The sequence below is a fragment of the Burkholderia pyrrocinia genome (genome assembly GCF_022809715.1).
In the GTDB taxonomy this organism is placed as follows: Bacteria; Pseudomonadota; Gammaproteobacteria; order Burkholderiales; family Burkholderiaceae; genus Burkholderia; species Burkholderia pyrrocinia_C.
On the sequence record NZ_CP094459.1, the window covers coordinates 927,927 to 950,307 of the forward strand.

Annotated in this window: 25 protein-coding genes; 11 read left to right on the forward strand and 14 right to left on the reverse strand. The window is 68.5% G+C overall.

The window, feature by feature from the left end:
- Positions 1 to 39: 39 nt before the first annotated feature.
- Positions 40 to 969 (reverse strand): LysR substrate-binding domain-containing protein, encoded by a 930-nt coding sequence (locus tag MRS60_RS04300; RefSeq protein WP_243565271.1) that lies wholly within the window; start codon positions 967 to 969, stop codon positions 40 to 42.
- 170 nt (positions 970 to 1,139) lie between these two features.
- Between MRS60_RS04300 and MRS60_RS04305 the strand changes: the two genes are divergently transcribed.
- From MRS60_RS04305 to scpB, 3 genes are all read left to right on the forward strand, one after another.
- A complete protein-coding gene (locus MRS60_RS04305; RefSeq protein ID WP_034182930.1) occupies positions 1,140 to 2,462 on the forward strand; it encodes an MFS transporter in 1,323 nt (440 codons plus the stop codon).
- A gap of 61 nt (positions 2,463 to 2,523) precedes the next feature.
- On the forward strand, positions 2,524 to 3,747 hold the full coding sequence (locus tag MRS60_RS04310) for a CaiB/BaiF CoA transferase family protein (protein WP_243565272.1): 1,224 nt from the start codon (positions 2,524 to 2,526) through the stop codon (positions 3,745 to 3,747).
- Complete coding sequence (scpB, locus tag MRS60_RS04315) at positions 3,744 to 4,553, forward strand: methylmalonyl-CoA decarboxylase (RefSeq protein ID WP_243565273.1); 810 nt, start codon at positions 3,744 to 3,746, stop codon at positions 4,551 to 4,553. The genes MRS60_RS04310 and scpB overlap by 4 nt, the downstream gene beginning before the upstream one ends.
- A gap of 50 nt (positions 4,554 to 4,603) precedes the next feature.
- On the opposite strand, the gene MRS60_RS04320 is transcribed toward scpB, so the two are convergent.
- The 3 genes from MRS60_RS04320 to MRS60_RS04330 form a co-directional block, all read right to left on the reverse strand.
- Positions 4,604 to 5,149 carry a chromate transporter gene (locus MRS60_RS04320; RefSeq protein WP_243565274.1) on the reverse strand — a complete coding sequence of 182 codons (546 nt, stop codon included), beginning with the start codon at positions 5,147 to 5,149 and terminating at the stop codon, positions 4,604 to 4,606.
- Complete coding sequence (locus MRS60_RS04325; protein WP_243565275.1) at positions 5,146 to 5,757, reverse strand: chromate transporter; 612 nt, start codon at positions 5,755 to 5,757, stop codon at positions 5,146 to 5,148. The genes MRS60_RS04320 and MRS60_RS04325 overlap by 4 nt, the downstream gene beginning before the upstream one ends.
- Before the next feature lie 141 nt (positions 5,758 to 5,898).
- The gene (locus MRS60_RS04330) at positions 5,899 to 6,654 is read right to left on the reverse strand and encodes a DeoR/GlpR family DNA-binding transcription regulator (protein WP_034182935.1); all 756 of its coding nucleotides are present in this window, start codon (positions 6,652 to 6,654) and stop codon (positions 5,899 to 5,901) included.
- An 81-nt stretch (positions 6,655 to 6,735) separates the two neighbouring features.
- Here MRS60_RS04330 and MRS60_RS04335 point away from each other — a divergent pair, with 81 nt between their 5' ends.
- From MRS60_RS04335 to MRS60_RS04345, 3 genes are all read left to right on the forward strand, one after another.
- The gene (locus MRS60_RS04335) at positions 6,736 to 7,335 is read left to right on the forward strand and encodes an NUDIX domain-containing protein (RefSeq protein WP_034182936.1); all 600 of its coding nucleotides are present in this window, start codon (positions 6,736 to 6,738) and stop codon (positions 7,333 to 7,335) included.
- On the forward strand, positions 7,332 to 7,712 hold the full coding sequence (locus tag MRS60_RS04340; protein ID WP_243565276.1) for a DUF4406 domain-containing protein: 381 nt from the start codon (positions 7,332 to 7,334) through the stop codon (positions 7,710 to 7,712). Before MRS60_RS04335 ends, MRS60_RS04340 begins: the two co-directional genes overlap by 4 nt.
- A gap of 230 nt (positions 7,713 to 7,942) precedes the next feature.
- Entirely contained in the window at positions 7,943 to 8,809 is an 867-nt protein-coding gene (locus tag MRS60_RS04345) for an SIR2 family NAD-dependent protein deacylase (RefSeq protein ID WP_243565277.1), read from the forward strand.
- A gap of 37 nt (positions 8,810 to 8,846) precedes the next feature.
- On the opposite strand, the gene MRS60_RS04350 is transcribed toward MRS60_RS04345, so the two are convergent.
- Complete coding sequence (locus tag MRS60_RS04350) at positions 8,847 to 10,058, reverse strand: S53 family peptidase (protein ID WP_243565278.1); 1,212 nt, start codon at positions 10,056 to 10,058, stop codon at positions 8,847 to 8,849.
- A 416-nt stretch (positions 10,059 to 10,474) separates the two neighbouring features.
- On the opposite strand from MRS60_RS04350, the gene crcB reads away from it, so the two are divergent.
- Both crcB and MRS60_RS04360 read left to right on the forward strand, forming a co-directional pair.
- The gene (gene crcB, locus MRS60_RS04355; protein WP_034182940.1) at positions 10,475 to 10,861 is read left to right on the forward strand and encodes a fluoride efflux transporter CrcB; all 387 of its coding nucleotides are present in this window, start codon (positions 10,475 to 10,477) and stop codon (positions 10,859 to 10,861) included.
- A 23-nt stretch (positions 10,862 to 10,884) separates the two neighbouring features.
- Complete coding sequence (locus MRS60_RS04360; protein WP_243565279.1) at positions 10,885 to 11,235, forward strand: DUF190 domain-containing protein; 351 nt, start codon at positions 10,885 to 10,887, stop codon at positions 11,233 to 11,235.
- 13 nt (positions 11,236 to 11,248) lie between these two features.
- Here the strand turns inward: MRS60_RS04360 and MRS60_RS04365 are convergent, their stop codons facing one another.
- Entirely contained in the window at positions 11,249 to 11,812 is a 564-nt protein-coding gene (locus MRS60_RS04365; RefSeq protein WP_034182941.1) for a YggT family protein, read from the reverse strand.
- Between the two features lie 76 nt (positions 11,813 to 11,888).
- Positions 11,889 to 12,818, reverse strand: coding sequence for a Rossmann-like and DUF2520 domain-containing protein (locus tag MRS60_RS04370; RefSeq protein ID WP_243565280.1), 930 nt, complete (start codon positions 12,816 to 12,818; stop codon positions 11,889 to 11,891).
- 514 nt (positions 12,819 to 13,332) lie between these two features.
- On the opposite strand from MRS60_RS04370, the gene MRS60_RS04375 reads away from it, so the two are divergent.
- On the forward strand, positions 13,333 to 13,638 hold the full coding sequence (locus tag MRS60_RS04375) for a hypothetical protein (protein ID WP_027783774.1): 306 nt from the start codon (positions 13,333 to 13,335) through the stop codon (positions 13,636 to 13,638).
- 132 nt (positions 13,639 to 13,770) lie between these two features.
- On the opposite strand, the gene MRS60_RS04380 is transcribed toward MRS60_RS04375, so the two are convergent.
- Positions 13,771 to 14,439 (reverse strand): LysE family translocator, encoded by a 669-nt coding sequence (locus MRS60_RS04380; RefSeq protein ID WP_243565281.1) that lies wholly within the window; start codon positions 14,437 to 14,439, stop codon positions 13,771 to 13,773.
- Positions 14,440 to 14,494: 55 nt separating this feature from the next.
- Positions 14,495 to 16,051 (reverse strand): UbiD family decarboxylase, encoded by a 1,557-nt coding sequence (locus tag MRS60_RS04385; RefSeq protein WP_034182944.1) that lies wholly within the window; start codon positions 16,049 to 16,051, stop codon positions 14,495 to 14,497.
- Between MRS60_RS04385 and MRS60_RS04390 the strand changes: the two genes are divergently transcribed.
- Together MRS60_RS04390 and MRS60_RS04395 are read left to right on the forward strand one after the other, a co-directional pair.
- Complete coding sequence (locus MRS60_RS04390; protein WP_243565282.1) at positions 16,023 to 16,217, forward strand: hypothetical protein; 195 nt, start codon at positions 16,023 to 16,025, stop codon at positions 16,215 to 16,217. The genes MRS60_RS04385 and MRS60_RS04390 overlap by 29 nt on opposite strands.
- Positions 16,218 to 16,646: 429 nt before the next feature.
- Entirely contained in the window at positions 16,647 to 17,759 is a 1,113-nt protein-coding gene (locus tag MRS60_RS04395) for a lytic transglycosylase domain-containing protein (protein WP_034182945.1), read from the forward strand.
- 107 nt (positions 17,760 to 17,866) lie between these two features.
- Here MRS60_RS04395 and MRS60_RS04400 read toward each other — a convergent pair whose 3' ends face one another.
- The 5 genes from MRS60_RS04400 to MRS60_RS04420 form a co-directional block, all read right to left on the reverse strand.
- Positions 17,867 to 19,063 (reverse strand): pyridoxal phosphate-dependent aminotransferase, encoded by a 1,197-nt coding sequence (locus MRS60_RS04400; RefSeq protein WP_034182946.1) that lies wholly within the window; start codon positions 19,061 to 19,063, stop codon positions 17,867 to 17,869.
- 67 nt (positions 19,064 to 19,130) lie between these two features.
- Positions 19,131 to 19,568, reverse strand: a complete 438-nt coding sequence (gene nusB / locus MRS60_RS04405) for a transcription antitermination factor NusB (protein ID WP_034182947.1) — start codon at positions 19,566 to 19,568, stop codon at positions 19,131 to 19,133.
- Complete coding sequence (gene ribH, locus MRS60_RS04410; protein ID WP_011351235.1) at positions 19,565 to 20,083, reverse strand: 6,7-dimethyl-8-ribityllumazine synthase; 519 nt, start codon at positions 20,081 to 20,083, stop codon at positions 19,565 to 19,567. The genes nusB and ribH overlap by 4 nt, the downstream gene beginning before the upstream one ends.
- Before the next feature lie 53 nt (positions 20,084 to 20,136).
- Positions 20,137 to 21,279 (reverse strand): bifunctional 3,4-dihydroxy-2-butanone-4-phosphate synthase/GTP cyclohydrolase II, encoded by a 1,143-nt coding sequence (gene ribBA / locus MRS60_RS04415; RefSeq protein WP_034182948.1) that lies wholly within the window; start codon positions 21,277 to 21,279, stop codon positions 20,137 to 20,139.
- Positions 21,280 to 21,426: 147 nt separating this feature from the next.
- Positions 21,427 to 21,945 carry a DUF1993 domain-containing protein gene (locus tag MRS60_RS04420; protein ID WP_105393453.1) on the reverse strand — a complete coding sequence of 173 codons (519 nt, stop codon included), beginning with the start codon at positions 21,943 to 21,945 and terminating at the stop codon, positions 21,427 to 21,429.
- Positions 21,946 to 22,381 lie beyond the last annotated feature (436 nt).

The following is a 22,381-nucleotide window of genomic DNA, read 5'->3' on the forward strand; positions in this document are numbered from 1 at the left end:
GCGCCGGGGGAGCGTTGTCAATGCCCCGCGCCGCGCCGGTCACGCGCGGCCGGCATCGCCGGCCGCCCACTCCGGCCGCCGCCCGAGCGTGTCGAACAGCCCGACGATCTCGGCCTTCACCTTCTGCACCGCATTGCTGACGAGCGCCGTATCGTGCCAGCACAGCGACAGGTCGCGCGCGAACAGCCGGTGCGCGACCGTCGACAGCTTGAGCTTGCGTTCCTCGATCTCGACGTGCGCGGCCGTCCACGGCAGGATCGTCACGCCGAGCTGCGCCATCACGGCCGCGAACAGCAGCCCGGTCGAGCTCGCCTCGAAGCTGATCTCGTACGACAGCCTGGCCTCGCGCATCGCCCAGTCGACGCGGTTGCGGATCGTGTTCGGCGCGCTCGGCAGCACGAGCGGCATCCGCGCGATCGTATCGAGCGGTACGGGATCGTCCGGCACCGGAAACCCGGGCCACGTGATCAGGTACAGCGTTTCCGTCAGCAGCCGGTGGATCGCGATGCCGCGCGTGTCGACCGCGTCGACGACGATCGCGAGATCGAGCCGCGCGCGTTCGAGCAGCGTGTCGAGATCGGCGCTCGGCGCCTCGATCAGCTCCAGCATGATGCCCGGATAGCGGTCGCGCACCGCGCGTGCGAGCGGTATCGCCAGCACGCGCGCGGTGCTCGACGGCATGCCGACCGTCACGCGGCCCTGCGGCGTATCGGCGTCGCGGCGCAGCAGCTCGCGCGTGCCGTCGGCCTGGCGCAGCAGTTCGAGCGCATGCTGGTAAAGCGTTCGGCCGGCTGCGGTCGGCGCGACGCCGCGCACGCTCCGTTCGAGCAGCTGCATCCCGAGATCCCGTTCGAGATTGCGCATCTGCTGGCTCACCGCGGGCTGCGCGACATGCAGCGCCTCGCTCGCATGCGTGACGTTGCCGCATTCGACGACTTTCACGAAATAGCGCAACTGCCTCAAGTCCATCGCCGCCGTCTCCCGATTCAAGCCATAAGCCAATCCGATCGATCGAGATGAATATCATATTTTTCGGCGATCGAAGGTATTTCTATACTCGTCTCACAAAAGAGCCAGCCTGCCGGCCATCCCGGACCGGACGCGGCAACAGCGCCGGCCCCGCCGGCAAGGAGACGAAGATGTTCAAGGCGATCGACGCGCCGGCGGCCGGCGCGAAGCCGCGGCGCACGCCGCTCACGCGCGAGCAGGTCAAGGGCTTCTGGGCCGTGTACGCGGGCTGGGTGCTCGACGGCGTGGATTCGGTGATCTACGCGCTCGTGCTGATTCCCGCACTGACCGAACTGCTGCCGGCATCCGGCATCGCGGCGACGCCCGCGAATCTCGGCATGTACGGCTCGATCCTGTTCGCGCTGTTCCTGATCGGCTGGGGGCTGTCGTTCGTCTGGGGGCCGCTCGCCGACCGCTTCGGCCGCGTGCGTACGCTCGCCGCGAGCATCCTGATCTATTCGGTGTTCACCGGCGCGGCCGCGTTCGTGCACGACGTGTGGGCGCTGGCCGCGTGCCGGCTGATCGCCGGGATCGGCGTCGGCGGCGAATGGGCGCTCGCGGGCACCTACGTCGCCGAGAGCTGGCCGGAGGACCGCCGCAAGATGGGCGCCGGCTACCTGCAGACGGGCTACTACTTCGGCTTCTTCATCGCGGCCTGCCTGAACTACACGATCGGTGCGACCTACGGCTGGCGCGCGATGTTCCTGTGCGGGCTCGCTCCCGCGCTGCTCGCGGTGTTCACCGTGATGCGCGTGAAGGAACCGGGGCAGTGGCGCCGGCACGACGCGCGCGACGGCGACGCGGCCGACGCGCGGCGCGCGCATCCGCTGCGCGAGATTTTCGCGCCGGCATTCCTGCGCCGTACGCTGACGAGCGCGAGCCTCGTCGGCGTCGCGATCGTCGGGCTGTGGGCCGGCTCGGTCTACGAGGCGAGCGCGGTCAGTACGCTGGCGGCACGCGCGGGCATCGATCACATCGGCGCGATGCGGCTTGCATCGGTCGGCGCGGCGATCCTGTCGTGCGCGACGATCGTCGGCTGCCTGGTCGCGCCGTGGCTGTCGGAACGGCTCGGCCGCCGCGCGGCGCTCGGCGTGTATTTCGCGGGCATGGCCGGTGCGATCGTGTTCGCGTTCGGCTGGGCGTTCTACCAGCCGAACGGGCTCACGGCGTTCATGGTGTCGCTCGCGTTCCTCGGTTTCTTCGGCGGCAACTTCGCGATTTTCTCGCTGTGGCTGCCCGAGCAGTATCCGACGCGCGTGCGGGCGACCGCGTTCGCGTTCAACGCGTCGGTCGGCCGCTTCATCGGCGCGGGCGTGAACTTCCTGCTCGGCGCCGCGATTCACGGCTACGGTTCGCTCGGCGTGCCGGTCGCATGGACCGCGGCCGTGTTCGTGCTCGGCATCCTGATCCTGCCGTTCGCCGTCGAAACGCGCCATCAGACGCTGCCCGAATGAGCGGCGCGCCGCGATCGTTCGGAAACACGCAACATCCCGTCATCAATATCAGGAGTCCGGAATGCAGGCATTACAAGGAATCAGGGTCGTCGATCTGAGTCGCGCGCTGTCGGGGCCGTTCTGCTCGATGGTGCTCGCCGATCTCGGCGCCGACGTGATCAAGGTCGAGTCGGGGCCGAACGGCGACATGAGCCGCGCGTGGGGGCCGTTCGATCGCGGCGTGAGCACCTACTACCTGTCCTGCAACCGCAACAAGCGCGGCGTCTGCGTGGATTTCCGGCAGCCGGCCGGCCTCGACGTCGTGCGGCGGCTGATCGCGCAGGCCGACGTCGTGATCGAGAATTTCAAGGCCGGCACGATGGACGCGATGGGGCTCGGCTACGCCGCGCTGAGCGCGCGCGATCCGCGGCTCGTGATGGGCAGCGTCACCGCGTTCGGCCCGCGCGGCCCGTTGCGCGACTGGCCGGGCTTCGACCAGATCGCGCAGGGTTATGCGGGGCTGATGAGTCTTACCGGCTTTCCGGACGGCGAGCCGACCCGCACGGGTACCGCGATCGGCGATCTCAGCTCGGGGATGTGGGTCGCGACCGGCGTGATGGCCGCGTTGTTCGAGCGCGAGCGCACGGGGCGCGGGCAGCATGTCGGCACGTCGCTGCTCGAAAGCCTCGTCGCGCTGCTGAGCGTGCACGGGCAACGCTACCTGAGCCTTGGCGACGTGCCGCGCCGCACCGGCAATGCGCATGCGGTGATCGCGCCGTATGGCGTGTTCGAGACGGCCGACGGGCCGCTCAACCTCGCGCCGATCACGACCGACATGTGGCTGCGGCTGTGCCGGTTGCTGGACCTGCCCGAGCTGCCGAGCGATCCGCGCTTCGCGACCAACGATGCGCGCGTCGAGCACCGCGACGCGCTGAAAGCGCTGCTCGAAAGCCGGCTGCGCACGCGCGGCAAGCGCGAATGGACGCAGCGTTTCGTCGAGGCCGGGTTGCCGGCCGGGCCGATCAATACGCTCGACGAAGTGTTCGACGATCCGCAGCTCGCGCACTGCGGGCTGGTCGAGCCGGTCGCGCATCCGACGCTCGGAACGCTGCGCCAGGTCGTCACGCCGCTCGGCGGGATGGGCGACGATGTGCCGGCGCCGCGCACGCGCCATGCGCCGCCGCTGCTCGGCGAGCATACGGTCGACGTGCTGCGCGAAGCGGGCTACGGCGACGATGCGATCGACGCGCTGCTGGCGGAGCGTGCGATCTTCCAGGCGGAAGCGGTGGCGGAGGCCCTGCAATGACCGACACGACGAAACACGAAAGCGCATCGCGCGTGACGGTCGACATGATCGGCGAGCGGATCGCGCGCGTGCGGTTCGCGAATCCGGCTCGGCGGCATGCGCTCGACGCACCGTTGCTCGACGCGCTCGTCGCGCGCCTAGATGCGCTCGCAGCCTTCCGTCCGCCGCCCGTCGTGATCCTGTCGAACGACGGCAGCGGCGACGTGTGGAGCGCGGGACACGACCTGCGCGAACTGGCCGACGACCGCGATCCGCTCGCATACGGCAAGCCGCTCGAACGGGCGCTGCGGCGCGTGCGGACCTATCCGGGCGCGGTGATCGCGGCGGTGGCGGGATCGGCGTGGGGCGGGGCGGTCGATCTCGTGATGAGCTGCGACCTCGTCGTCGCGGCACGCGACGCGCGCTTCGCGATGACGCCCGCGAACATCGGCCTGCCGTATTCGACGAGCGGCCTGCTGCGCTTCTACGACAACCTGCCGATCCACGTGTTGAAGGAGATGTTCTTCTGCGCGCAGCCGCTCGATGCGGAGCGCGCCGCGCATCACGGGCTCGTGAACCGGCTGGCCGACGCGGGCGGCGTCGACGATGCGGCGCTCGACGTCGCGCGCACGATTGCCGCGAAGGCGCCGCTCGCGGTTCATGCCGTGAAGGAGCAGTTGCGTGTGCTGCAGGACGCACGGCCGTTGCCGGTCGATGCGTTCGAGCGGATTGCCGAACTGCGCCGGCAAGCGTGCGAAGGCGCGGATTTCGACGAAGGGCTGCGTGCGTTTGCGGAGCGGCGCGCGCCGGTGTTTCGCGGCGTATAGGTGTCCAGGCGTTCAGGTGTCCGGGTGGCGTTGAGGTGCGGCGGTATGCGTTACACGCCGCCGCCGATCGCGTGCACGCCGACGAGCAGCGACGCGCCCACCACGATCAGCAGCAGCGCGTGAATGCGCGAGACCATCACGCACAGCGTCGACGCGACCGCGATCGCGCGTGCGGGCCAGCCGCCGTCGAGCGCCTGCAGCAGCACCCACACCGATGCGAGAATCATGCCGGCCGCGACCGGGCGCAGGCCGGCTTCGAGCGCGATCTGCCAGCGCGCGCCCTGGTGCCGCCGCCACAGGTGCGCGACGCCGTAGATCAGGAACGCGGTCGGGCCGAACAGCGCGAGCGTCGCGATCACCGCGCCCCAGAAGCCGGCCACCTGCCAGCCGATCAGCGTCGCCAGCAGCGAGCCGGGGCCCGGCGCCATCCGCGCAATTGCGAAGTCGTTCACGAACTGCGTGGCGGTCATCCAGTGATGCACGTCGACAACCTGCCGCTGGAGATCGGCGATGATCGCCTGCCCGCCGCCGATCGTCGCGATCGACAGTGGCGCGAACACGCCGAACAGCGCGGCGTAGCGTTGCGACGCGGTCATGGCTTGTCGCTCCCGGCGGGCGTGGTGGCCGCGCGGCGGTATTCGAGCGCGACGCTCAGCGTGCCGCCGATCAGCACGGTCCATACGAGCGGCCAGTGCAGCACCGCGACCGACACGAAGGTGAGCGTCATCACCGCGAACGGCAACGCGCGGCGCGGCAGCCGGCGCACCGCCGTGATCGCCATCGAGATCGACAGCCCGATCGCCGCGGCGGCCGCGCCGGCGAGTGCGACATGCGTGAGCGGGAAGCGCGTGAGGGTCGAGAACGCGACGCCGAACAGCACGATCAGCACGGCCGGCGGCGCGATGATGCCGGTGAAGCCGGCCACCGCGCCGCGCCATCCGGCGAGCCGGTAGCCGATCCAGATCGCGAGGTTCTTCACGTTGACGCCCGGCAGCGCCTGCGACAGCGCGAGGCCGTTGAGGAACGCCTCTTCGTCGAGCCAGCGCCGCTCGTGCACGAAGTCGCGCATCATCCGCCCGCTGAGCCCGCCGCCGAAGCTGGTCAGGCCGATCTGCGCGAACGCGACGAACAGCGCGAGGACGCCGGGCGGCGGCGCATCGCCGGTGGGCGGCGCCGGCGGGGTGGTGGCGGAGGGCGAGGGCATCGTGCGTGCGGCGCGTAGCGATTGGGCGGGCGCCCATGTTAGCAAGCGGTGCCTGTCAGCACGCTGACATCGGTGCGGCGTTGGCGTGATGAAAACCGCAGTCGAGATCCGGCGCAACCGCACGGATTCGAACCGCTGCCGCTATGCGCGCACGACCGTCACGCCCGCGGCCTCGATCGGCTTCGTCAGCGCGGCTTCGGTTTCCTTCTCGACCACGACGGTCTGCGCGAGCGTGATGTCGCCGATCACGAACTGCGACGCCGCGCGCAGTTTCGACTGCGACGCGAGCACGACCGTCTCGGCCGCGCGTTCGGCCAGCGCGCGCTTGATCGCCGCTTCCTCGAAATCGCCGGTACTGAGCCCCGCGACCGGATGCACGCCCGTGACGCCCATGAAGTACAGGTCCGCATGGATGCGCGCGATGCCTTCCATCGCCGCGGCGCCGACAGCGACGATCGAATGCTTGTAGAGCCGCCCGCCGATCAGGATCACATCGATCGACGGATGCGCGGCCAGCGCGACCGCGACGCTCGGGCTGTGCGTGACGATCGTCGCGCGCAGGTCGGCCGGCAGCTGGCTGACGAGCAGCGCCGACGTCGTGCCGCCGTCGACGATCGCCACTTGCCCGGGCGCGATCATCTGCGCGGCCCGCCTTGCGATGCGCCGCTTTTCCGCCGTTTCGAGCACCTCGCGCTGCGCGAACGGCGCGACGGCCGGCGACGCCGGCAGCGCGCCGCCATGCACGCGCTGCAGCAGGCCTTCGGCCGCGAGTTCGCGCAGGTCGCGGCGGATCGTGTCTTCGGACACGCCGAATTGCGCGCTCAGTTCGACCGCCAGCACCTGGCCGTCGCGTGCGAGCGCATCGAGGATCGCTTTCTTGCGTTGAGTCGTCAGCATCGTGTTTGCACGAAATTTCTTGAGATTGCACGAATATGCACGTTACCATGGGCGCCGTCTTTTGTCGAATGGGAGGCTGCAATGGCTGCAACGCGGGAGCGCGTGCGCATCGTCGATACGACGGTGCTGTCCGATGACTGGTATGTGCTGAAGAAGGTGACGTTCGATTTCCTGCGCCGCGACGGAACGTGGCAGCGCCTGAGCCGCGAGACCTACGATCGCGGCAACGGCGCGACCATCCTGCTGCGCAATGCGGGCACGGGCGACGTGCTGCTGACGCGGCAATTCCGGATGCCGGCGTTCGTCAGCGGGCACGACGGGATGCTGCTCGAAGCCGCGGCCGGCCTGCTCGACGACGCGACGCCCGAAGCACGCATCCGCGCGGAGGCCGAGGAGGAGACCGGCTATCGCGTGCGCGGCGTGCGCAAGGTGTTCGAGGCGTTCATGAGCCCGGGCTCCGTGACGGAGAAGCTGCATTTCTTCGTCGGCGAATACGATGCGTCGCTGCGCACCGGCGACGGCGGCGGCGTCGCGGAAGAGGGCGAGGATCTCGAGGTCGTCGAGATGCCGCTGCACGCCGCGCTGGACGCGATAGAGCGCGGCGAGATCGTCGACGCGAAGACGATCATGCTGCTGCAATACGTCGCGCTGCGGGAAACCGCCGGCGCGCGCGCGGCATGACGCCGCTGCTCGTGCTGGTCGCCGGCCCCTATCGCAGCGGCACGGACGGCGACCCCGCGCGCATCGCCGCGAACCTGCACCGGCTGGAAGCGGCCGCGCTCGCCGTGTATCGCCGCGGGCATGTGCCGATGATCGGCGAGTGGGTGTCGCTGCCGCTCGCGGTCGCGGCCGGGTCGCGGCAGGTCGGCGACGAGATCAGCGAGGCGTTCCTGTATCCGGCCGCGCACCGGCTGCTGCGGCGCTGCGATGCGGTATGGCGGATCGACGGCGCGTCGCGCGGCGCGGACGCGGACGTCAGCCTCGCGCGGCAGCTCGGCAAGCCGGTCTATTTCGCGATCGACGATATTCCGGTCGCGCAAGACGATTCGGATAGCTGAGCAGGTGGGGAGGCGCCGGGGCGCGGCATCGCCGGTGCCTCCCTGCGTCGGCTGCCGCGGGAAAAGCCCGGCGCCATGCCGGATCGCAACGTTGCGATCGCGTCATGCCGCTGCATCGCGCATGCGGCGCGGCACCCGAACCGGCGTATGATCGCGACGCGACCCGCGACCCGCGACCCGCGACCCGCGACCCGCGACCCGCGACCCGTTCGACGTTACCGCCGCCCATCATGCCGTTCCCCGATCCCGACGATTCCACCGCTGCCGCCGCACAGCTTCCCGCCGATCTCGTCGCTGCCGCGGTTGACGTGCTCGCGCGCGCCGACGCGTTGCTCGTGACGGCCGGCGCAGGCATCGGCGTCGATTCCGGGCTGCCCGATTTCCGCGGTACGGACGGTTTCTGGCGCGCGTATCCGGCGCTGCGCCACGAGCGTTTCGAATTCCACGAGATCGCATCGCCGCACGCGTTCCGTGCGCGTGCGCAGCTCGCGTGGGGGTTCTACGGGCACCGTCTCGCGCTTTACCGCGCGGCGGTGCCGCATGCGGGTTTCGCGATCCTGCGTCGCTGGATCGACGCGATGCCGAATGGCGGCTTCGTGCTGACGAGCAACGTCGACGGCCAGTTCCAGAAAGCCGGCTTCGATCCGACGCGGATCGTCGAGATCCACGGCTCGATTCACGCGATGCAGTGCCTGCGGCCCTGTTCGGACGACACGTGGGACGCGGCGCCGTTCGTGCCGGACGTCGACGAAGCAACCTGCCGGCTGGTCGGCGAAGCGCCGCGCTGCCCGCACTGCGGCGGCCTCGCGCGACCGAACATCCTGATGTTCGGCGACACCGGCTGGCTCGGTGCGCGCTACGACGCGCAGGAACGTGCGCTGGACGACTGGATCGAGCGGGCCGGGCGCGTCGCCGTGGTCGAGATCGGCGCGGGCACCGCGATTCCGACCGTGCGCCTGCTGAGCGAACGGCTGGGCGCCGACGTGATTCGCATCAACGCGCGAGAGGCACATGCGCGCCGTGCGGACGTGATCGGGTTGAAGGGCGGTGCGCTGGCGACGCTGACTGCGCTCGACCGCGCATGGCGTGGCGGCTGAACGCCACGCCACGGGCTGACCGGCGACGCCCGCGCGGTTACGGCTGGGCGACGAGCGCCTGCACGAGCGCAGGTGCTTGCGGCGAACCGAGACCCGTCACGTAGTCGTAGCCGCCCGCTGCGTTGCAGACGCTGCCGCAATTGCCGTTGGACCCGGTCGTCACGTCGTGAAAGTCGCTGCCGTACGCGGTTTTCCCGACCGTATAGAGCGAATCGTAGGTGCCGCTCAACCGGCTCTTGCCGGCCGCCGCGCGCAGCGAATTCGCGATCGCGACGAGCGCCGACCATTGCGGCGCGCCCGCGCTCGTGCCGCCGACCTGGAACCAGCCCGCCTGCCCCTGGTAGGCGACCGAGTCGTACACCGCGAAACCGCTGGACGGATTCGCGTCGTAGCTGACGTCGGGCACGCCGCGCTTGCCGGCGACCGGAACCGGCCACGCGGTCTGGCCGGCCGGCTCGGCCTCGACGGTGCTCACGCCGCCGCCGCTGCCGCTCCACGCCGCCTCGCCGACGTAGTTGCCGTACGCATCGATGGACAATGTCGTGCCGCCCACTGCCACCACGTACGGCGACGCCGCCGGGTAATCGGTCCCGGCGCCGCTGTCGCCGGACGACGCGACGAACATGACGCCCGCGACGTTGAAGTGGCTGTCGAAGCCGGCCTCGCTGCTGAACTCGCTGCCGCCGAAACTCATCGACACGACCGACGCGCCGCGCTTGACCGCGACGTCGACCGCGGCCAGCAGGTCGCTGAAGCTGGCCGACGCGGCCTCGACGAGCACGATCTTCGCCTTCGGCGCGATCGCATGCACCCATTCGACGTCGAGCGACGTCTCGAGCGCCCAGCCCGAATCGGTCCTGGGCCGTGTACCGCGCGCGTACACCTTGTTGAAGCAGCCGTTCGACGACGTGCAGGCCGGCAGCGAGAACGCGTTGCTGAACACGCCGAGATCGGCCTCGATCTTCGGGTCGTCGTACGCATCGACGATCGCGACGACCATCCCGTCGCCCTGGTTGGCGATCGTGTCGAACCCGTACGCGTGTCGGGTGAGCGCGGGCGTGAGGCCGGATATCGAAGCCGTGCTCGCGCGCGGCTTCGTATGGAACGGCGGGCGCGCGGATCCTTTCGGCGCGCGGTTGCCTTCGACGTAGGAAGGCGGTCCGTTGCCGTCGGCGAGCGCGACGCTCGATGCGAGCAGCGACGCGCACAGCGCCGGAATCAACATGGATGACAGGCGGATATTGTTCATTTTTCGAGTCTCCATGTCGATGGAGTGGGTTGGCGGAACAAGTCTACAAAATCGGCGAAATCAATTGCATGGAATATCGGCCGGATACGGGAATGCCTGATAAGGGAAACTACGCGGAAGCCCCGTGAAATATGGGGTTTTAAAGGTAGGCGTGCAGCGGATGAAGTTACTTTGCCGATTTTTTAAAACGCTGATGGATAATCAATTGGTTTTTAATTGATTTGTAATGTCCTGCGTAATGCGTCGGAAAATATCGAGTGCTGCGGATTCGCGGGAATAATGAAATGCATCGTGCCCGTGCGACACGATCCGGCGCACGACGGCCCGCTCCGCCGGCGTTGCCGCCGCGGTGCGATTCCGCATACAGTTCAGCGTAGGCCGCATCCGCCACGCGGCGTCGTCAGCGAGGAGTGCCCTTGTTCTATTCGATCGTCGCGATCTTCGTCGGCGCCGGGCTCGGCGCGTTGCTGCGCTGGTTCCTGAGCCTCGCGCTCAACGAATTCTTTCCCGAGGTGCCGCTCGGCACGCTCGCCGCGAACCTGATCGGCGGCTACGTGATCGGCATCGCCGCCGTCGTGTTCACGACCCGCGTCGGGCTGCCGCCCGAGTGGCGGCTGTTCGTGATCACGGGCTTCCTCGGTGGCCTCACGACGTTCTCGACCTATTCGGTCGAAGTGATGACGCATGCGTTGCAGGGCGAATTCGGATGGGCGTTTGCGGTGGCTGCCCTACACTTGACTGGATCGTTCGCGCTGACGGCGCTCGGCATGTGGACCGCGCGCGCGTGGCTCGCGGCGGCCTGAGCGTGCCGCCATCGGAGGGAGCGATGGACAGGGTCTTCTTGCGTTTCTATGTGCACGAGCAGCACCGGCTGCACTGGAAACCGCTGTGGGAATGGCTGCTGGAGGAGGCGAACCGGATGGGCGTCGCGGGCGGTTCCGCGTTTCGCGCGATGGCCGGCTTCGGCCAGCATCGCGTGCTGCACGAGGACCGCTTCTTCGAGCTGCAGGGTTCGCTCGCGATCGAGGTCGAATTCATCGTCACCGAGGACGAGGCGCAGCGTTTGCTCGAACGGTTGTCGCGCGAGAAAGTGCGCGTGTGCTACGCGATGATTCCGGCGCGCTTCGGCGTGATCGACACGCTCGGCGCACCGCCGGCGCAAGGGCCGGCGGTGTAGGGGGCAGCGTCGGTCAGATGCCGAAGATCGTCAGCGACACGGCGGCGCGCGTGACGATCATCAGCAGCACCTGCACGATCACGAACAGCAGGATCGGCGACAGGTCGATGCCGCCGAGGTTCGGGATGATGCGGCGCAGCGGGTTCAGGAACGGCGCGGTGAGCTGGAACAGGATCGGCATCGCCGGCGAGCGCGGGTTGAGCCACGACAGCAGCGCCATCAGGATCGTCATCCAGATCACGAGGTTGAGCGCCCACTTCACGACGGTGAGCAGCGCGACCACGACGAGCGTCGGGATCACCGCGGCCGGATCGAAGCCGGCCATCACGACCATCAGCACGACGTAGACGAGCGCGGTCAGCAGCGCGGCGACGACGCTGGCCCAGTCGATGCCGCGTACGCCCGCGATCACGCGGCGCAGCGGCAGCACGAGCCAGTTGGTCGCCTGCAGCACGGCCTGCGTGACGGGGTTGTACGGCGGCACGCGGACGGCCTGCATCCAGACGCGCAGGATCAGCGCGGCGCCGAACAGCGTGAAGACGGTATTGAGCAGAAAACGGGCGATCTCGCCGAACATCGTTGGCATCCTTTTTATACAGTCGAGTAGCGTGCGGCCGCCAACGCCGGATGGCGGCGCATCGGCCGACACCTTATCACGCCTCGTCTCGCGACGGGGAGGGGGGCGCGGCCGTGCGCGCGAGCGACGTTTCGACGGCTTCGGCGAGCGCCGGCAGCGACGCCGGCGGCGCGGCGCGCTTCGCCGCGAGCGCGACCGCGCGGCGCGTCATCAGCGCGTACAGCGTCGCGTGATCGCCGCCGCGCGCTTCGAGCAGCGCCAGCTGGCGTTCGACGATGCCGGTATCGCCGCGCGACACCGGGCCGGCGAGCGCGTTCGCGAGCCCCTTGTCGCGCGCGGTTTCGATCGTGCCGGCGAGCATCGGCAGCAGTGCGCGCAGCGCGGCTTCCTCGTCGAAACCGAGGCCGCGCCACAGCTCGACCGCTTCCGACAGCCCGCACAGCGCGAAGCTCGCCGCGTAGTGCGCGGCCGCGTGATAGAGCATCCGGCCGCCGGCCGGAATCGACAGCGGATGGCAGCCGAGTGCGGCAGCAAGTCGCATCAGCGTCGCGTGCAGCGCGCCGTCGGCTTCGATCGTGACCGAGCAGCCGTCGATGCGCGCGAGGTCGGCGTCGGTGCCGCCGAACAGGTAGAGCGGATGGAAGCCGCCGGTGGCCGCGCCTTGCCGTTTCGCCGGATCGAGCAGCGCGACCGCCGACGCGCCGCTGCAATGGACGACTGCCTGACTGGCGGCGCGCGACGCGTCGAAGCGGAGCGCCGCGGCGGTCGACGCGAGATGGTCGTCGGGAACCGTCAGGAAGATCAGGTCGGCGGCGTCGGCGACCTGCTGCGGCGTGTCGACGGCCCGGCAGCCGTCGATGCGCGCGGCGAGCGCCGCGGCCGATTCGGGCGTGCGGCTCGCGATCGCGACGACGGGAAAGCCGGCCTGCGCGAAGCGCTGCGCAACGCAGCGCGCGAGGCGGCCGGCGCCGATGAAGCCGAGACGGGGTGTGTCGGGAAGAGACATGGCGGCGGACGTAAGCGAAAACGAAGCAGCCGCCAGTATCGCAGGAATGAAGGCGCGGTCGCGTAAGGTCGATTTCCGCGCGGACGCATGTAGTTATTACCGGTATGCGGTGCGATCACACGCGTATTTGCGTCCTGCATCACGGTCGAATTCCGATCAGTGAACCTGACCCCAAAACGTGCTGCGCACGCGCTCCTGTTGAATCGTCGGCGTCCTGTTTCAAATTTGTAATCGTTCATTACGTGTGCGTGTCCGCCGCGCGTGCCGTATCCGGTAAGACTGACCGGCCGTCGCGTCGCGCCCCGACTCGTCGGACGGAATCGCACGACCTGCAAGGCTCGCCGCAGGCTCTGGAAGCCACGCCGCACGGCGGCTCCGGCCGCCTGCAATTGCAATTTGCAACAAATGCGAAACACGCGAGAGGCGGGTTTTCGCTACATTGCTTCCATGCAACGTGCATGCCCGCCGTTGCCGACAGGGGCGCAGAAAATACCGCTCCAGCAGGAGAATCGAAGTGAAAAAGCTCATTCCGTTCATCGCCGCCGCCGCGCTGGGTCTGGGTGCCGCAAGCGCCGCGCAGGCTCACGTGTCGATCGGGGTCGGCATCGGTATCCCGGTCGCGCCCGCGTATCCCGTTTATGCACCGCCGCCGCCCGTGTACTACGCGCCGCCGCCTCCGCCCGTCTACTACGCACCGGCACCGGCCTACTATGCGCCGCCGCCCGCGGTGGTCGTCGGCGGCTACGGCGGTTACTACGGTCGTCCGTACTGGCGTCATGGCTACGGCGGCTGGGGCCATCACGGCTACTGGCGTCGCTGATTCGTCCCGCGCGGCCTGACCGCGCGTGGCAAAACGGCGCAACGTCCCGGGAGGGGCGCTGCGCCGTTTTTCATTGGTGCCGTTGCTCTTGGTGCCGCGGCTCGACGCGTAGCCCGTGCAGGTCGGCTTCGCTTACGCCGCGTGCACGATCAGGTCGCGGTACCCGCCGACGATCACGCTGTACGAGAAATAGGCGAACAGCAGCGCCGACGCGACGTGGCAAGCGCGCATCAGCCCGGCGCCAGCGCGCTTGCGGCCCTGGCTCGCGAGCGTGCACATGAAGAGCGTCCACGCGAGGCCGCCGAGGAAGAAGCCCGACAGGAACACCGACGCGGTGGCCGGCGTGGTCGCGCCGGCTTTCGCGATCAGTGCGCCGCCGACCGCCGCGAACCACAGGATCGCGCTCGGCGACGACATCGCGAGCAGCATCCCGCGCAGGAAACTGCGCCGCGCGCTCGCGCGCGGCGGCGGTGCCTCGTCCGCGTCGTCGTCGGCCGCCCTGGCCGGCGCAAGCGCTTCGCGCGCCATCTTCCACGTGAGGAACAGCAGCACGGCACCGCCGCCGATCCAGACGATCCAGCGCACGGCCTCGAACTGCAGCAGCACGGCCATCCCCGCGAGCGCGAGCGCCGCGTAGAGGAGATCGCCGACGCACGAGCCGACGCCGAGCCAGAAGCCCGGCCGGAAGCCGTGCGACAGCGTCAGCGACAGCATCGCGACGTTCACGAGGCCGATGTCGAGACACAGCGACAGCGACAGGAAGAAACCGTCGGACAGCATCGAGGCGGGAGGAAAGCTCATCTTCGTTGTTCTGGTGGTGGGTGCGATGCACGGCCGGCGGGCGCCGGCTACGGCCTCAGAGTCCGATCTCCTGCCAGAGCCGGTCGACGCGCGCCTTCACGGCCGCGTCCATCTCGATCGGACGGCCCCATTCCCGGTTCGTCTCGCCGGGCCACTTGTTGGTCGCGTCGAGCCCCATCTTCGAGCCGAGGCCGGCAACCGGCGACGCGAAATCGAGATAGTCGATCGGCGTGCTGTCGACCATCACCGTGTCGCGCACGGGGTCGACGCGCGTCGTGATCGCCCAGATCACTTCCTTCCAGTCGCGGATGTTCACGTCCTCGTCGACGACCACGATGAACTTCGTATACATGAACTGCCGCAGGAAGCTCCACACGCCGAACATCACGCGCTTCGCGTGGCCCGCGTAGCTCTTCCTCATCTGGACGATGGCCATCCGGTAGCTGCAGCCTTCGGGCGGCAGGTAGAAGTCGGTGATCTCCGTGAACTGCTTCTGCAGCAGCGGCACGAATACCTCGTTGAGCGCGACGCCGAGCACCGCGGGCTCGTCGGGCGGTTTGCCCGTGTAGGTCGAGTGGTAGATCGCGTCGCGGCGCATCGTGATGCGCTCGACGGTGAACACCGGAAACCACTCCTGCTCGTTGTAATAGCCGGTGTGGTCGCCGTACGGCCCTTCGAGCGCATGTTCGTACGCGGCGGACGCGTTGCCGGCCGGCCGCGGTGGTGCGCCGGCCGGAGCGGGGGCAGGGGTGCCGTCCTGCGGATGGATGAAGCCTTCGAGCACGATCTCCGCGCGCGCGGGCACCTGCAGCGTGTCGACGCCGGGCGTCAGGCACTTGGCGAGCTCGGTGCGGCTGCCGCGCAGCAGGCCGGCGAACTGATATTCGGACAGCGAATCGGGCACGGGCGTCACCGCGCCGAGCGTCGTGGCCGGATCGGCGCCGAGCACGACCGCGACCGGATACGGCTTGCCGGGGTTCTGCAGCGCGAATTCGCGGAAGTCGAGCGCACCGCCGCGATGCGCGAGCCAGCGCATGATCAGCTTGTTGCGGCCGATCAGCTGCTGGCGGTAGATGCCGAGGTTCTGGCGCGACTTGTTCGGACCGCGCGTGACCGTCAGGCCCCACGTGACGAGCGGCCCCGCGTCGCCGGGCCAGCAGGTCTGGATCGGCAGCTTGTGCAGGTCGACGTCGGCGCCTTCCCAGACGATCTCCTGGCACGGCGGCGACGACACCGACTTCGGCGCCATGTCCCACACGGCCTTCGCGAGCGACAGCAGCTTGCCGGCGTCCTTCAGGCTCTTCGGCGGGTCGGGCTCCTTCAGCGCGGACAGCAGGCGCCCGAGATCGCGCAGCGAGCCGAGCGCGGCGTCGTCGCCCGCATCGACGCCCATCCCGAGTGCGACGCGGCGCGGCGTGCCGAACAGGTTGCCGAGCACGGGAAACGCATAACCGGGCGGCGCGTTGAACAGCAGCGCAGGGCCGCCGGCGCGCAGCACGCGATCGCACAGCTCGGTCATTTCGAGCACGGGCGACACGGGTTGCGTGACGCGTCGCAGTTCGCCGAGCGCCTCGAGGCGCTGGATGAAATCGCGTAAGTCTTTGTATTTCATGAAGAAGGTCCGGGCCGCCCGCATGGCGGGCGACGGTGGGCGGGCGCAGCGGCCGGCTGCGGCCCCGAATCGACCGACGATTTTACCCGGCCTGCCGCATGGACGCCCGGCCGCGAAAAAAGTCGATCGCGCGCAAACCCTCTACGGCACGGGGCTCCCGATCTGAAGGGCGGCTTTAAATTACTTTTTGTTATGATTTTGAGATTTTATAGTGTTGACGATCTATAAAACCCTGCTAGAATCCGCTCACATTGGTTGCAGGGTAAAAGGCTTCGAGCCGCCAATCACCGATCTTTGACGCAGCGCGTCACCGTCCGCCGAACCCTGCACGGCGTATTCGACGGTCTTAGTCGTAGTCCCAGCCAGCGCTACCAGACGCTGGTTTTTTGCGTGGGTGCCACCGCGTATGCCCGTCTCGCCCAGTGTGCGAAGGCGTCGGCCTTCTTACACCGTGGCCTCGAACGGTACTTATACCGTTTCCCCGATGCTTGCACGTCCCAACCAAGGCGTGCGGCGTCGTGATTCCGCGGCGCGTTTCTGTCTCGCCATCGAGCTGAGCGAGCCGCACGAGTCATGTTCATGGGAGATGATCTGAATGAACGCTTGGTTATCGTGGCGTCCCACTGAGCAGCATGCGCAAATCGTGCGCAACATGCTGCGTCGCGGGACGCGTGTCAGTCACCATCTATTCAGCGTTGTCGGCTGTCTCGCTGTCGCGGTTGCGCTTGCACTGTGGCTGCTGCCGACCGTACGCGGCACGCTTGCCGCGAAGCTGATGCCGGTCGTATCCGCGGCCGTGCAGGCCGGGCCTGCCCGTTTGCTGTCCGGCCATCCGCTGCCGAACTTCGCGCCTGCCGGCGCGCAGCCGCAGCAGGAAGAGAGTCCCGAAACGGACGCACTTGCGGTCGGCCTCGATGTCGCACCGGAAGCCGCCGCGCAGGGCGATGCGTCCGATCCGGCCCGCAACGGCCCGTCGCCCGTCGCGCTCGCGAAACTGATCCCGACCCAGCGGGTGCCGGCCGACGCGCGCGACGATCGTGCGCTCGCGTCGAACCGCGAACAGGCGCTCGTCGCGACCTATCTGTCGCGCCGTTACCGTATCGCTCAGGAGCCGCTCGGCCAGCTGGTCAAGGCCGCGTTCCAGACCGGCCGTGACGTCGGCCTCGATCCGCTGCTGCTGCTGTCCGTGATGGCGATCGAGTCGGGCTTCAACCCTTACGCCGAAAGCGGCGTCGGCGCGAAGGGCCTGATGCAGGTCATGTCGAAGGTCCATTCCGACAAGTTCGAGTATTTCGGCGGCACCGATACCGCACTGCAGCCGCTCGCGAACCTCCAGGTCGGCGCGCTCGTGCTGAAGGACTGCATCGCCCGCGGCGGCTCGCTCGCGAACGGCCTGCGGCTGTACAACGGCTCGACGAACCCCGACGACAACGCATACGGCGCGAAGGTGATGGCCGAGCGCGGCCGGCTGCGCGACGTGTCGCATGGCCGCAGCGTGCCGGTCAATGCACCGCAGGCGCCGGCGAAGCCGATCGTCACGGCCGCTGCCGTAACGGCATCGGCAGGCGGCGCGAAGCGCGTGCATGCGACGCTCGAAGCCGCGACGTCGACGAAGACGACGGCGTCGAAGGAAGCGTCGCCGCAGAACGACGCGAGCGTCGATACCGTGAAGCAGTCGCACGGCGACCATTCGGAACTCGGCGCGTAACCTGACGCGTACCGCGCGGTTCCGGCCTGCTGGAAATGAGAAAGGCACCCGATCGGGTGCCTTTTCCTTTTGTGGTGCGCGAAACGGCCGGTGTGCCGGCCGCGGCGTCAGTGCTGCCCGAACAGCGTCGCGAGCCGATCGACCGCCTCTTCGAGCCGCGAGTAGGCCGTCGCATAGGACAGACGGATATAGTCGCGCGGCGCATGGACGCCGAAGTCCATGCCGGGCACCAGCACGACGCCCGCGTCGTGCAGCATCGCCTGCGTGAGCGCGGCGCTGTCGCCGGCTGCCGGATGGGCGACGCCGCCGCAATGCGCGTACACGTAGAACGCGCCGTCCGGCATCACCGGAACCGTGAAGCCGAGCCGTTCGAGCGCCGGTGCGATGAAATCGCGGCGGCGCTTGAATTCGAGCCGGCGCGCCTCGTAGATGTCGAGCGTGGCCGGCTCGAAGCACGCGAGCGCCGCGTGCTGCGCGAGTGCGGACGGGCAGATGAACAGGTTCTGCGCAAGCTTTTCGAACGTGCCGACCAGCGCGGGCGGCACGACGAGCCAGCCGAGCCGCCAGCCGGTCATGCTGAAATACTTCGAGAAGCTGTTCACCGTGATGACATCGTCGCCGAACGACAGCGCCGACACGGGCGCCGCGTCGTAGCTGAGCCCCTGGTAGATCTCGTCGACGATCGTGAAGCCGCCGCGTGCGCGCACGGCTTCGACGATTCGCTTCAGTTCGTCGGGTTCGAGCGACGTGCCGGTCGGGTTCGACGGCGACGCGAGCAGCACGCCGCGCGTGCGGTCGCCCCAGCGTGTGCGGACGTCGTCCTCGGTGAGCTGGAAGCGCGCGTCCGGGCCGCTCGGCACGAGCACCGCGCGGCCTTCGGCCGCCGCGACGAAGTGCCGGTTGCACGGATACGACGGGTCGGGCATCAGCACCTCGTCGTCGCGGCCGACGAGCGCGAGGCACGCGAGCAGCAGCGCGGCCGACGCGCCGGCCGTCACGACGATCCGTTCGGGACTGATCGTGAGGCCGTACGCGCGCGCGTAGTGCGCGGCGATCGCCTCGCGCAGCGGCGCAATGCCGAGCGCGCTCGTGTACTGCGTGACGCCGCGGCGCAGCGCGGCCGCGGCTGCTTCGACGACAGGCTCCGGCGCGGTGAAATCCGGTTCGCCGATGCCCATGTGGATAACATCGCGCCCGGAGGACTCGAGCCGCTGTGCCTCCTTCATCAGTTCCATCACATAGAAGGGCTGGATCGCGTCGACGCGTGCGGCGAGCGTGACGAGCGAATCGGCGGTGGTATTCATCGGTCGGGCGGGGCGGGGGAGAGAATGAAAAACGGGCGCTTGCGCGCCCGTGGACAAACAAACGGTATCAGCCGTTGCGGCGCGCCTGCGTTTCGGCGGGGCGCAGCTTCGCGGCGAGCTTGTCGAGCACGCCGTTCACGTACTTGTAGCCGTCGGAGCCGCCGAACGTCTTCGCGAGTTCGACCGCTTCGTTGATGATCACGCGATACGGCGTTTCGACGTGGTGCGTGAGCTCGAACGTCGCGATCAGCAGCACGGCGCGTTCGACCGGCGACAACTGCTCGATCGGACGGTCCAGCGATGGCGTCAGCGCTTCGACGAGCGTCGCGTGCTCGCGGATCACGCCGTGCAGGATGGCTTCGAGCAGCTCCTTGTCAGCCTTGTCGTAACCGAGCGCGCCGCGCAGTTGCGCGTCGATCTCGCCGGAGGGCGCGCTCGACAGCAGCCACTGATACAGGCCCTGCGTCGCCAGCTCGCGCGATTGTCGGCGGGCGCTCTTCTTCATGCGCGCTCCTCTTCGTCGTCTTCGTCCTCTTCTTCGTCCTCGTCATCGTCGCCGAGCTGGTCGAGCGCCATCGTCAGGTTGGCCATCTCGACGGCGACGCGCGCCGCGTCACGACCCTTTTCGGTCATGCGCGCGACGGCCTGCTCGTCGTTTTCGGTCGTCAGGACCGCGTTCGCGATCGGCAGGTTGAAGTCGAGGCCGATGCGGGTGATGCCCGCGCCGCTCTCGTTCGACACGAGTTCGAAGTGGTAGGTCTCGCCGCGGATCACCGCGCCGAGCGCGATCAGCGCGTCGAACTGGCCGCTTTCTGCCAGCTTCTGCAGCGCGAGCGGGATTTCCAGCGCGCCGGGCACCGACACGAGCAGCACGTCTTCACCGGTGACACCGAGGCGCTCCAGTTCCTCGACGCACGCGTCGGCGAGACCGTTGCACACGGGTTCGTTGAAGCGCGATTGCACGATGCCGATACGCAGGCCGTCGCCTTCGAGATTCGGTTGGTATTGTCCGATTTCCATGATCTTGTCCGTGGTGTGGATGAACGGTTATAGGGCGAAAGCGCCGTGGCGGGTTACGCGTTGGACGCCGGGCAGGACTTGGCTTCGCCGCCGGGCATCGGAATGAAGCCCGTGACTTCGAGGCCGTAGCCGGACATGCTGCCCAGCTTGCGCGGATTCGACAGCACCTGCATCTTGCCGACGCCGACATCGCGCAGGATCTGCGCGCCGATGCCGAACGTCTTGAAATCGACCGGCCGGCGCTTCAGCGCAGCGGCCTTTTCTTCCTCGTCGAACGCCTTGAAGACGTCGATCAGGTGTTCCTTCGTGTCGCCGCAGTTGAGCAGCACGATCACGCCGAGGTCGCGTTCCGCGATCTCGCGCATCGCGGCGTCGAGCGTCCACGAGTGCGTCGACACGCCGGTTTCGAGCAGGTCGAGCACCGACAGCGGCTCGTGCACGCGCACCGGCGTATCGACGTCGGGCGACGGCGCGCCGCGCACCAGCGCGATGTGCGGCGAACCGCTCGGCTGGTCGCGGTACAGCACCGCGCGGAACGTGCCGTGCGCGGTCTGCATCGTGCGCTCGGCGATCCGCTCGATGATCGATTCGGTGCGGCTGCGATAGTGGATCAGGTCGGCGATCGTGCCGATCTTCAGACCGTGTTCCTTCGCGAATTCGATCAGGTCGGGCAGGCGCGCCATCGTGCCGTCGTCCTTGATGATCTCGCAGATCACCGCGGCCGGCGTGAGGCCCGCGAGCGCGGTGAAGTCGCAGCCGGCCTCGGTGTGGCCCGCACGCACGAGCACGCCGCCCGGCTGCGCCATGATCGGGAACACGTGGCCCGGCTGCACGATGTGCTCGGGGCGCACGTCGTGCGCGACCGCCGTGGCGATCGTGTGCGCACGGTCGGCGGCCGAGATGCCGGTCGTCACGCCTTCGGCCGCTTCGATGCTGACCGTGAACGCGGTGCCGTACTGCGTGCCGTTGCGGTAGGTCATCAGCGGCAGGTGCAGCTGCTTGCAGCGTTCCTGCGTCAACGTCAGACAAACCAGGCCGCGGCCGTACCTGGCCATGAAGTTGATCGCTTCCGGTGTGACGAATTCGGCGGCGATCACGAGGTCGCCCTCGTTTTCGCGGTCTTCTTCGTCGACCAGGATCACCATCCGGCCGGCTTTCAGCTCGGCGATGATGTCGAGCGTGGAGGCGAGCGTCATAAGGGGGCGAGAAAGAGGAAAGTGCGTATTTTACGCCAGCCGGACGGCGTTTCGGCTGGCGCGGGTTGCGCTCGGCCGGCAAGCGCTCCGGAAGGCGGTGCGGCCGGCCTGCGCGGCAGGCCCGGCCGGGCCGCCGCGCGTCATGCGTCACGCGTGCTCGTTGCGTCCGCCGAGGTAGTCGAGCTTGCCGAGCTCGACGCCGCTGTGGCGCAGGATGTCGTACGCGGTCGTCACGTGGAAGAAGAAATTGGGCAGCACGAAGTTCAGCAGGTACGACTGGCCGGTGAACTCGATCGGGCCGACGCGCATCTTCAGCACGATCTGGCGCGCCTCGCTGCCGTCGATCTGCGCGGCGTCGAAGCTTTTCAGGTAGTCGATCGTCTTCTGGATGCGCGCGTGCAGTTCGTCGAAGGTCTGCTCGACGTCCGGGTAGCTCGGGATCTCGGCGCCGGCGAGCCGCGCGGCGCAGCCCTTGGCCGTGTCGGTCGCGATGTAGACCTGGCGGACGAGCGGCAGCATGTCCGGGTAGAGGCGCGCGCCGACGAACACCGACGGGTCGATCTGCTTCTCGGCCGCGTGCGCCTGCGCCTTGCCGAGGATGTGCTGCAGGTTGGTCAGGCCGCGGATCAGGACGGGCAGCGAAGCCTGGTACATCGAGATGGACATGGGAACGACTCCTGTGGGAAGAGGGGCGGCCGGTACGCGGCGCGTCGTGCGTTGCGGCGTTGAAACCGCTGTCGACGCATCTTAGCGCGACGGCATGACCCGTGCGCGTCGTTGGCCGTTCGGCCGAGGATCGGGCCCGCGAGTCGACGAGCGGATGCGACGGGAATTGTTGCGATGGACCGCAGATATCGGAATCGACCGGCCGACCGGACAGGCGGCGGTTGGAAATGGGGCCAGGGAGTCGTCCCGTCATCGACGAGGCGGTGAAGCGCTGAAAGACGGATCGCCCGACGAGGCGGCAATGCGCTCATGGAGCGGCTCGCCGGTACACGTAGCGGTTCGCGCGCGACGGCCGGCGATTGTCGGAAAACGGCGGCGATGCGGACCCGGGCGGCCCGGGGCCGAACCGCCGGCCCCCATTCTCAAGAAAGCACGA

Coding starts and splice junctions, on each gene's coding strand:
- MRS60_RS04300 (WP_243565271.1), bottom strand. CDS start 969: ATGGACTTGAGGCAGTTGCGCTATTTCGTGAAAGTCGTCGAATGCGGC.
- MRS60_RS04305 (WP_034182930.1), top strand. CDS start 1,140: ATGTTCAAGGCGATCGACGCGCCGGCGGCCGGCGCGAAGCCGCGGCGC.
- MRS60_RS04310 (WP_243565272.1), top strand. CDS start 2,524: ATGCAGGCATTACAAGGAATCAGGGTCGTCGATCTGAGTCGCGCGCTG.
- scpB (WP_243565273.1), top strand. CDS start 3,744: ATGACCGACACGACGAAACACGAAAGCGCATCGCGCGTGACGGTCGAC.
- MRS60_RS04320 (WP_243565274.1), bottom strand. CDS start 5,149: ATGACCGCGTCGCAACGCTACGCCGCGCTGTTCGGCGTGTTCGCGCCA.
- MRS60_RS04325 (WP_243565275.1), bottom strand. CDS start 5,757: ATGCCCTCGCCCTCCGCCACCACCCCGCCGGCGCCGCCCACCGGCGAT.
- MRS60_RS04330 (WP_034182935.1), bottom strand. CDS start 6,654: ATGCTGACGACTCAACGCAAGAAAGCGATCCTCGATGCGCTCGCACGC.
- MRS60_RS04335 (WP_034182936.1), top strand. CDS start 6,736: ATGGCTGCAACGCGGGAGCGCGTGCGCATCGTCGATACGACGGTGCTG.
- MRS60_RS04340 (WP_243565276.1), top strand. CDS start 7,332: ATGACGCCGCTGCTCGTGCTGGTCGCCGGCCCCTATCGCAGCGGCACG.
- MRS60_RS04345 (WP_243565277.1), top strand. CDS start 7,943: ATGCCGTTCCCCGATCCCGACGATTCCACCGCTGCCGCCGCACAGCTT.
- MRS60_RS04350 (WP_243565278.1), bottom strand. CDS start 10,058: ATGAACAATATCCGCCTGTCATCCATGTTGATTCCGGCGCTGTGCGCG.
- MRS60_RS04360 (WP_243565279.1), top strand. CDS start 10,885: ATGGACAGGGTCTTCTTGCGTTTCTATGTGCACGAGCAGCACCGGCTG.
- MRS60_RS04365 (WP_034182941.1), bottom strand. CDS start 11,812: ATGTTCGGCGAGATCGCCCGTTTTCTGCTCAATACCGTCTTCACGCTG.
- MRS60_RS04370 (WP_243565280.1), bottom strand. CDS start 12,818: ATGTCTCTTCCCGACACACCCCGTCTCGGCTTCATCGGCGCCGGCCGC.
- MRS60_RS04380 (WP_243565281.1), bottom strand. CDS start 14,439: ATGAGCTTTCCTCCCGCCTCGATGCTGTCCGACGGTTTCTTCCTGTCG.
- MRS60_RS04390 (WP_243565282.1), top strand. CDS start 16,023: ATGAAATCGCGTAAGTCTTTGTATTTCATGAAGAAGGTCCGGGCCGCC.
- MRS60_RS04385 (WP_034182944.1), bottom strand. CDS start 16,051: ATGAAATACAAAGACTTACGCGATTTCATCCAGCGCCTCGAGGCGCTC.
- MRS60_RS04395 (WP_034182945.1), top strand. CDS start 16,647: ATGAACGCTTGGTTATCGTGGCGTCCCACTGAGCAGCATGCGCAAATC.
- MRS60_RS04400 (WP_034182946.1), bottom strand. CDS start 19,063: ATGAATACCACCGCCGATTCGCTCGTCACGCTCGCCGCACGCGTCGAC.
- nusB (WP_034182947.1), bottom strand. CDS start 19,568: ATGAAGAAGAGCGCCCGCCGACAATCGCGCGAGCTGGCGACGCAGGGC.
- ribH (WP_011351235.1), bottom strand. CDS start 20,083: ATGGAAATCGGACAATACCAACCGAATCTCGAAGGCGACGGCCTGCGT.
- ribBA (WP_034182948.1), bottom strand. CDS start 21,279: ATGACGCTCGCCTCCACGCTCGACATCATCGCCGAGCTGAAAGCCGGC.
- MRS60_RS04420 (WP_105393453.1), bottom strand. CDS start 21,945: ATGTCCATCTCGATGTACCAGGCTTCGCTGCCCGTCCTGATCCGCGGC.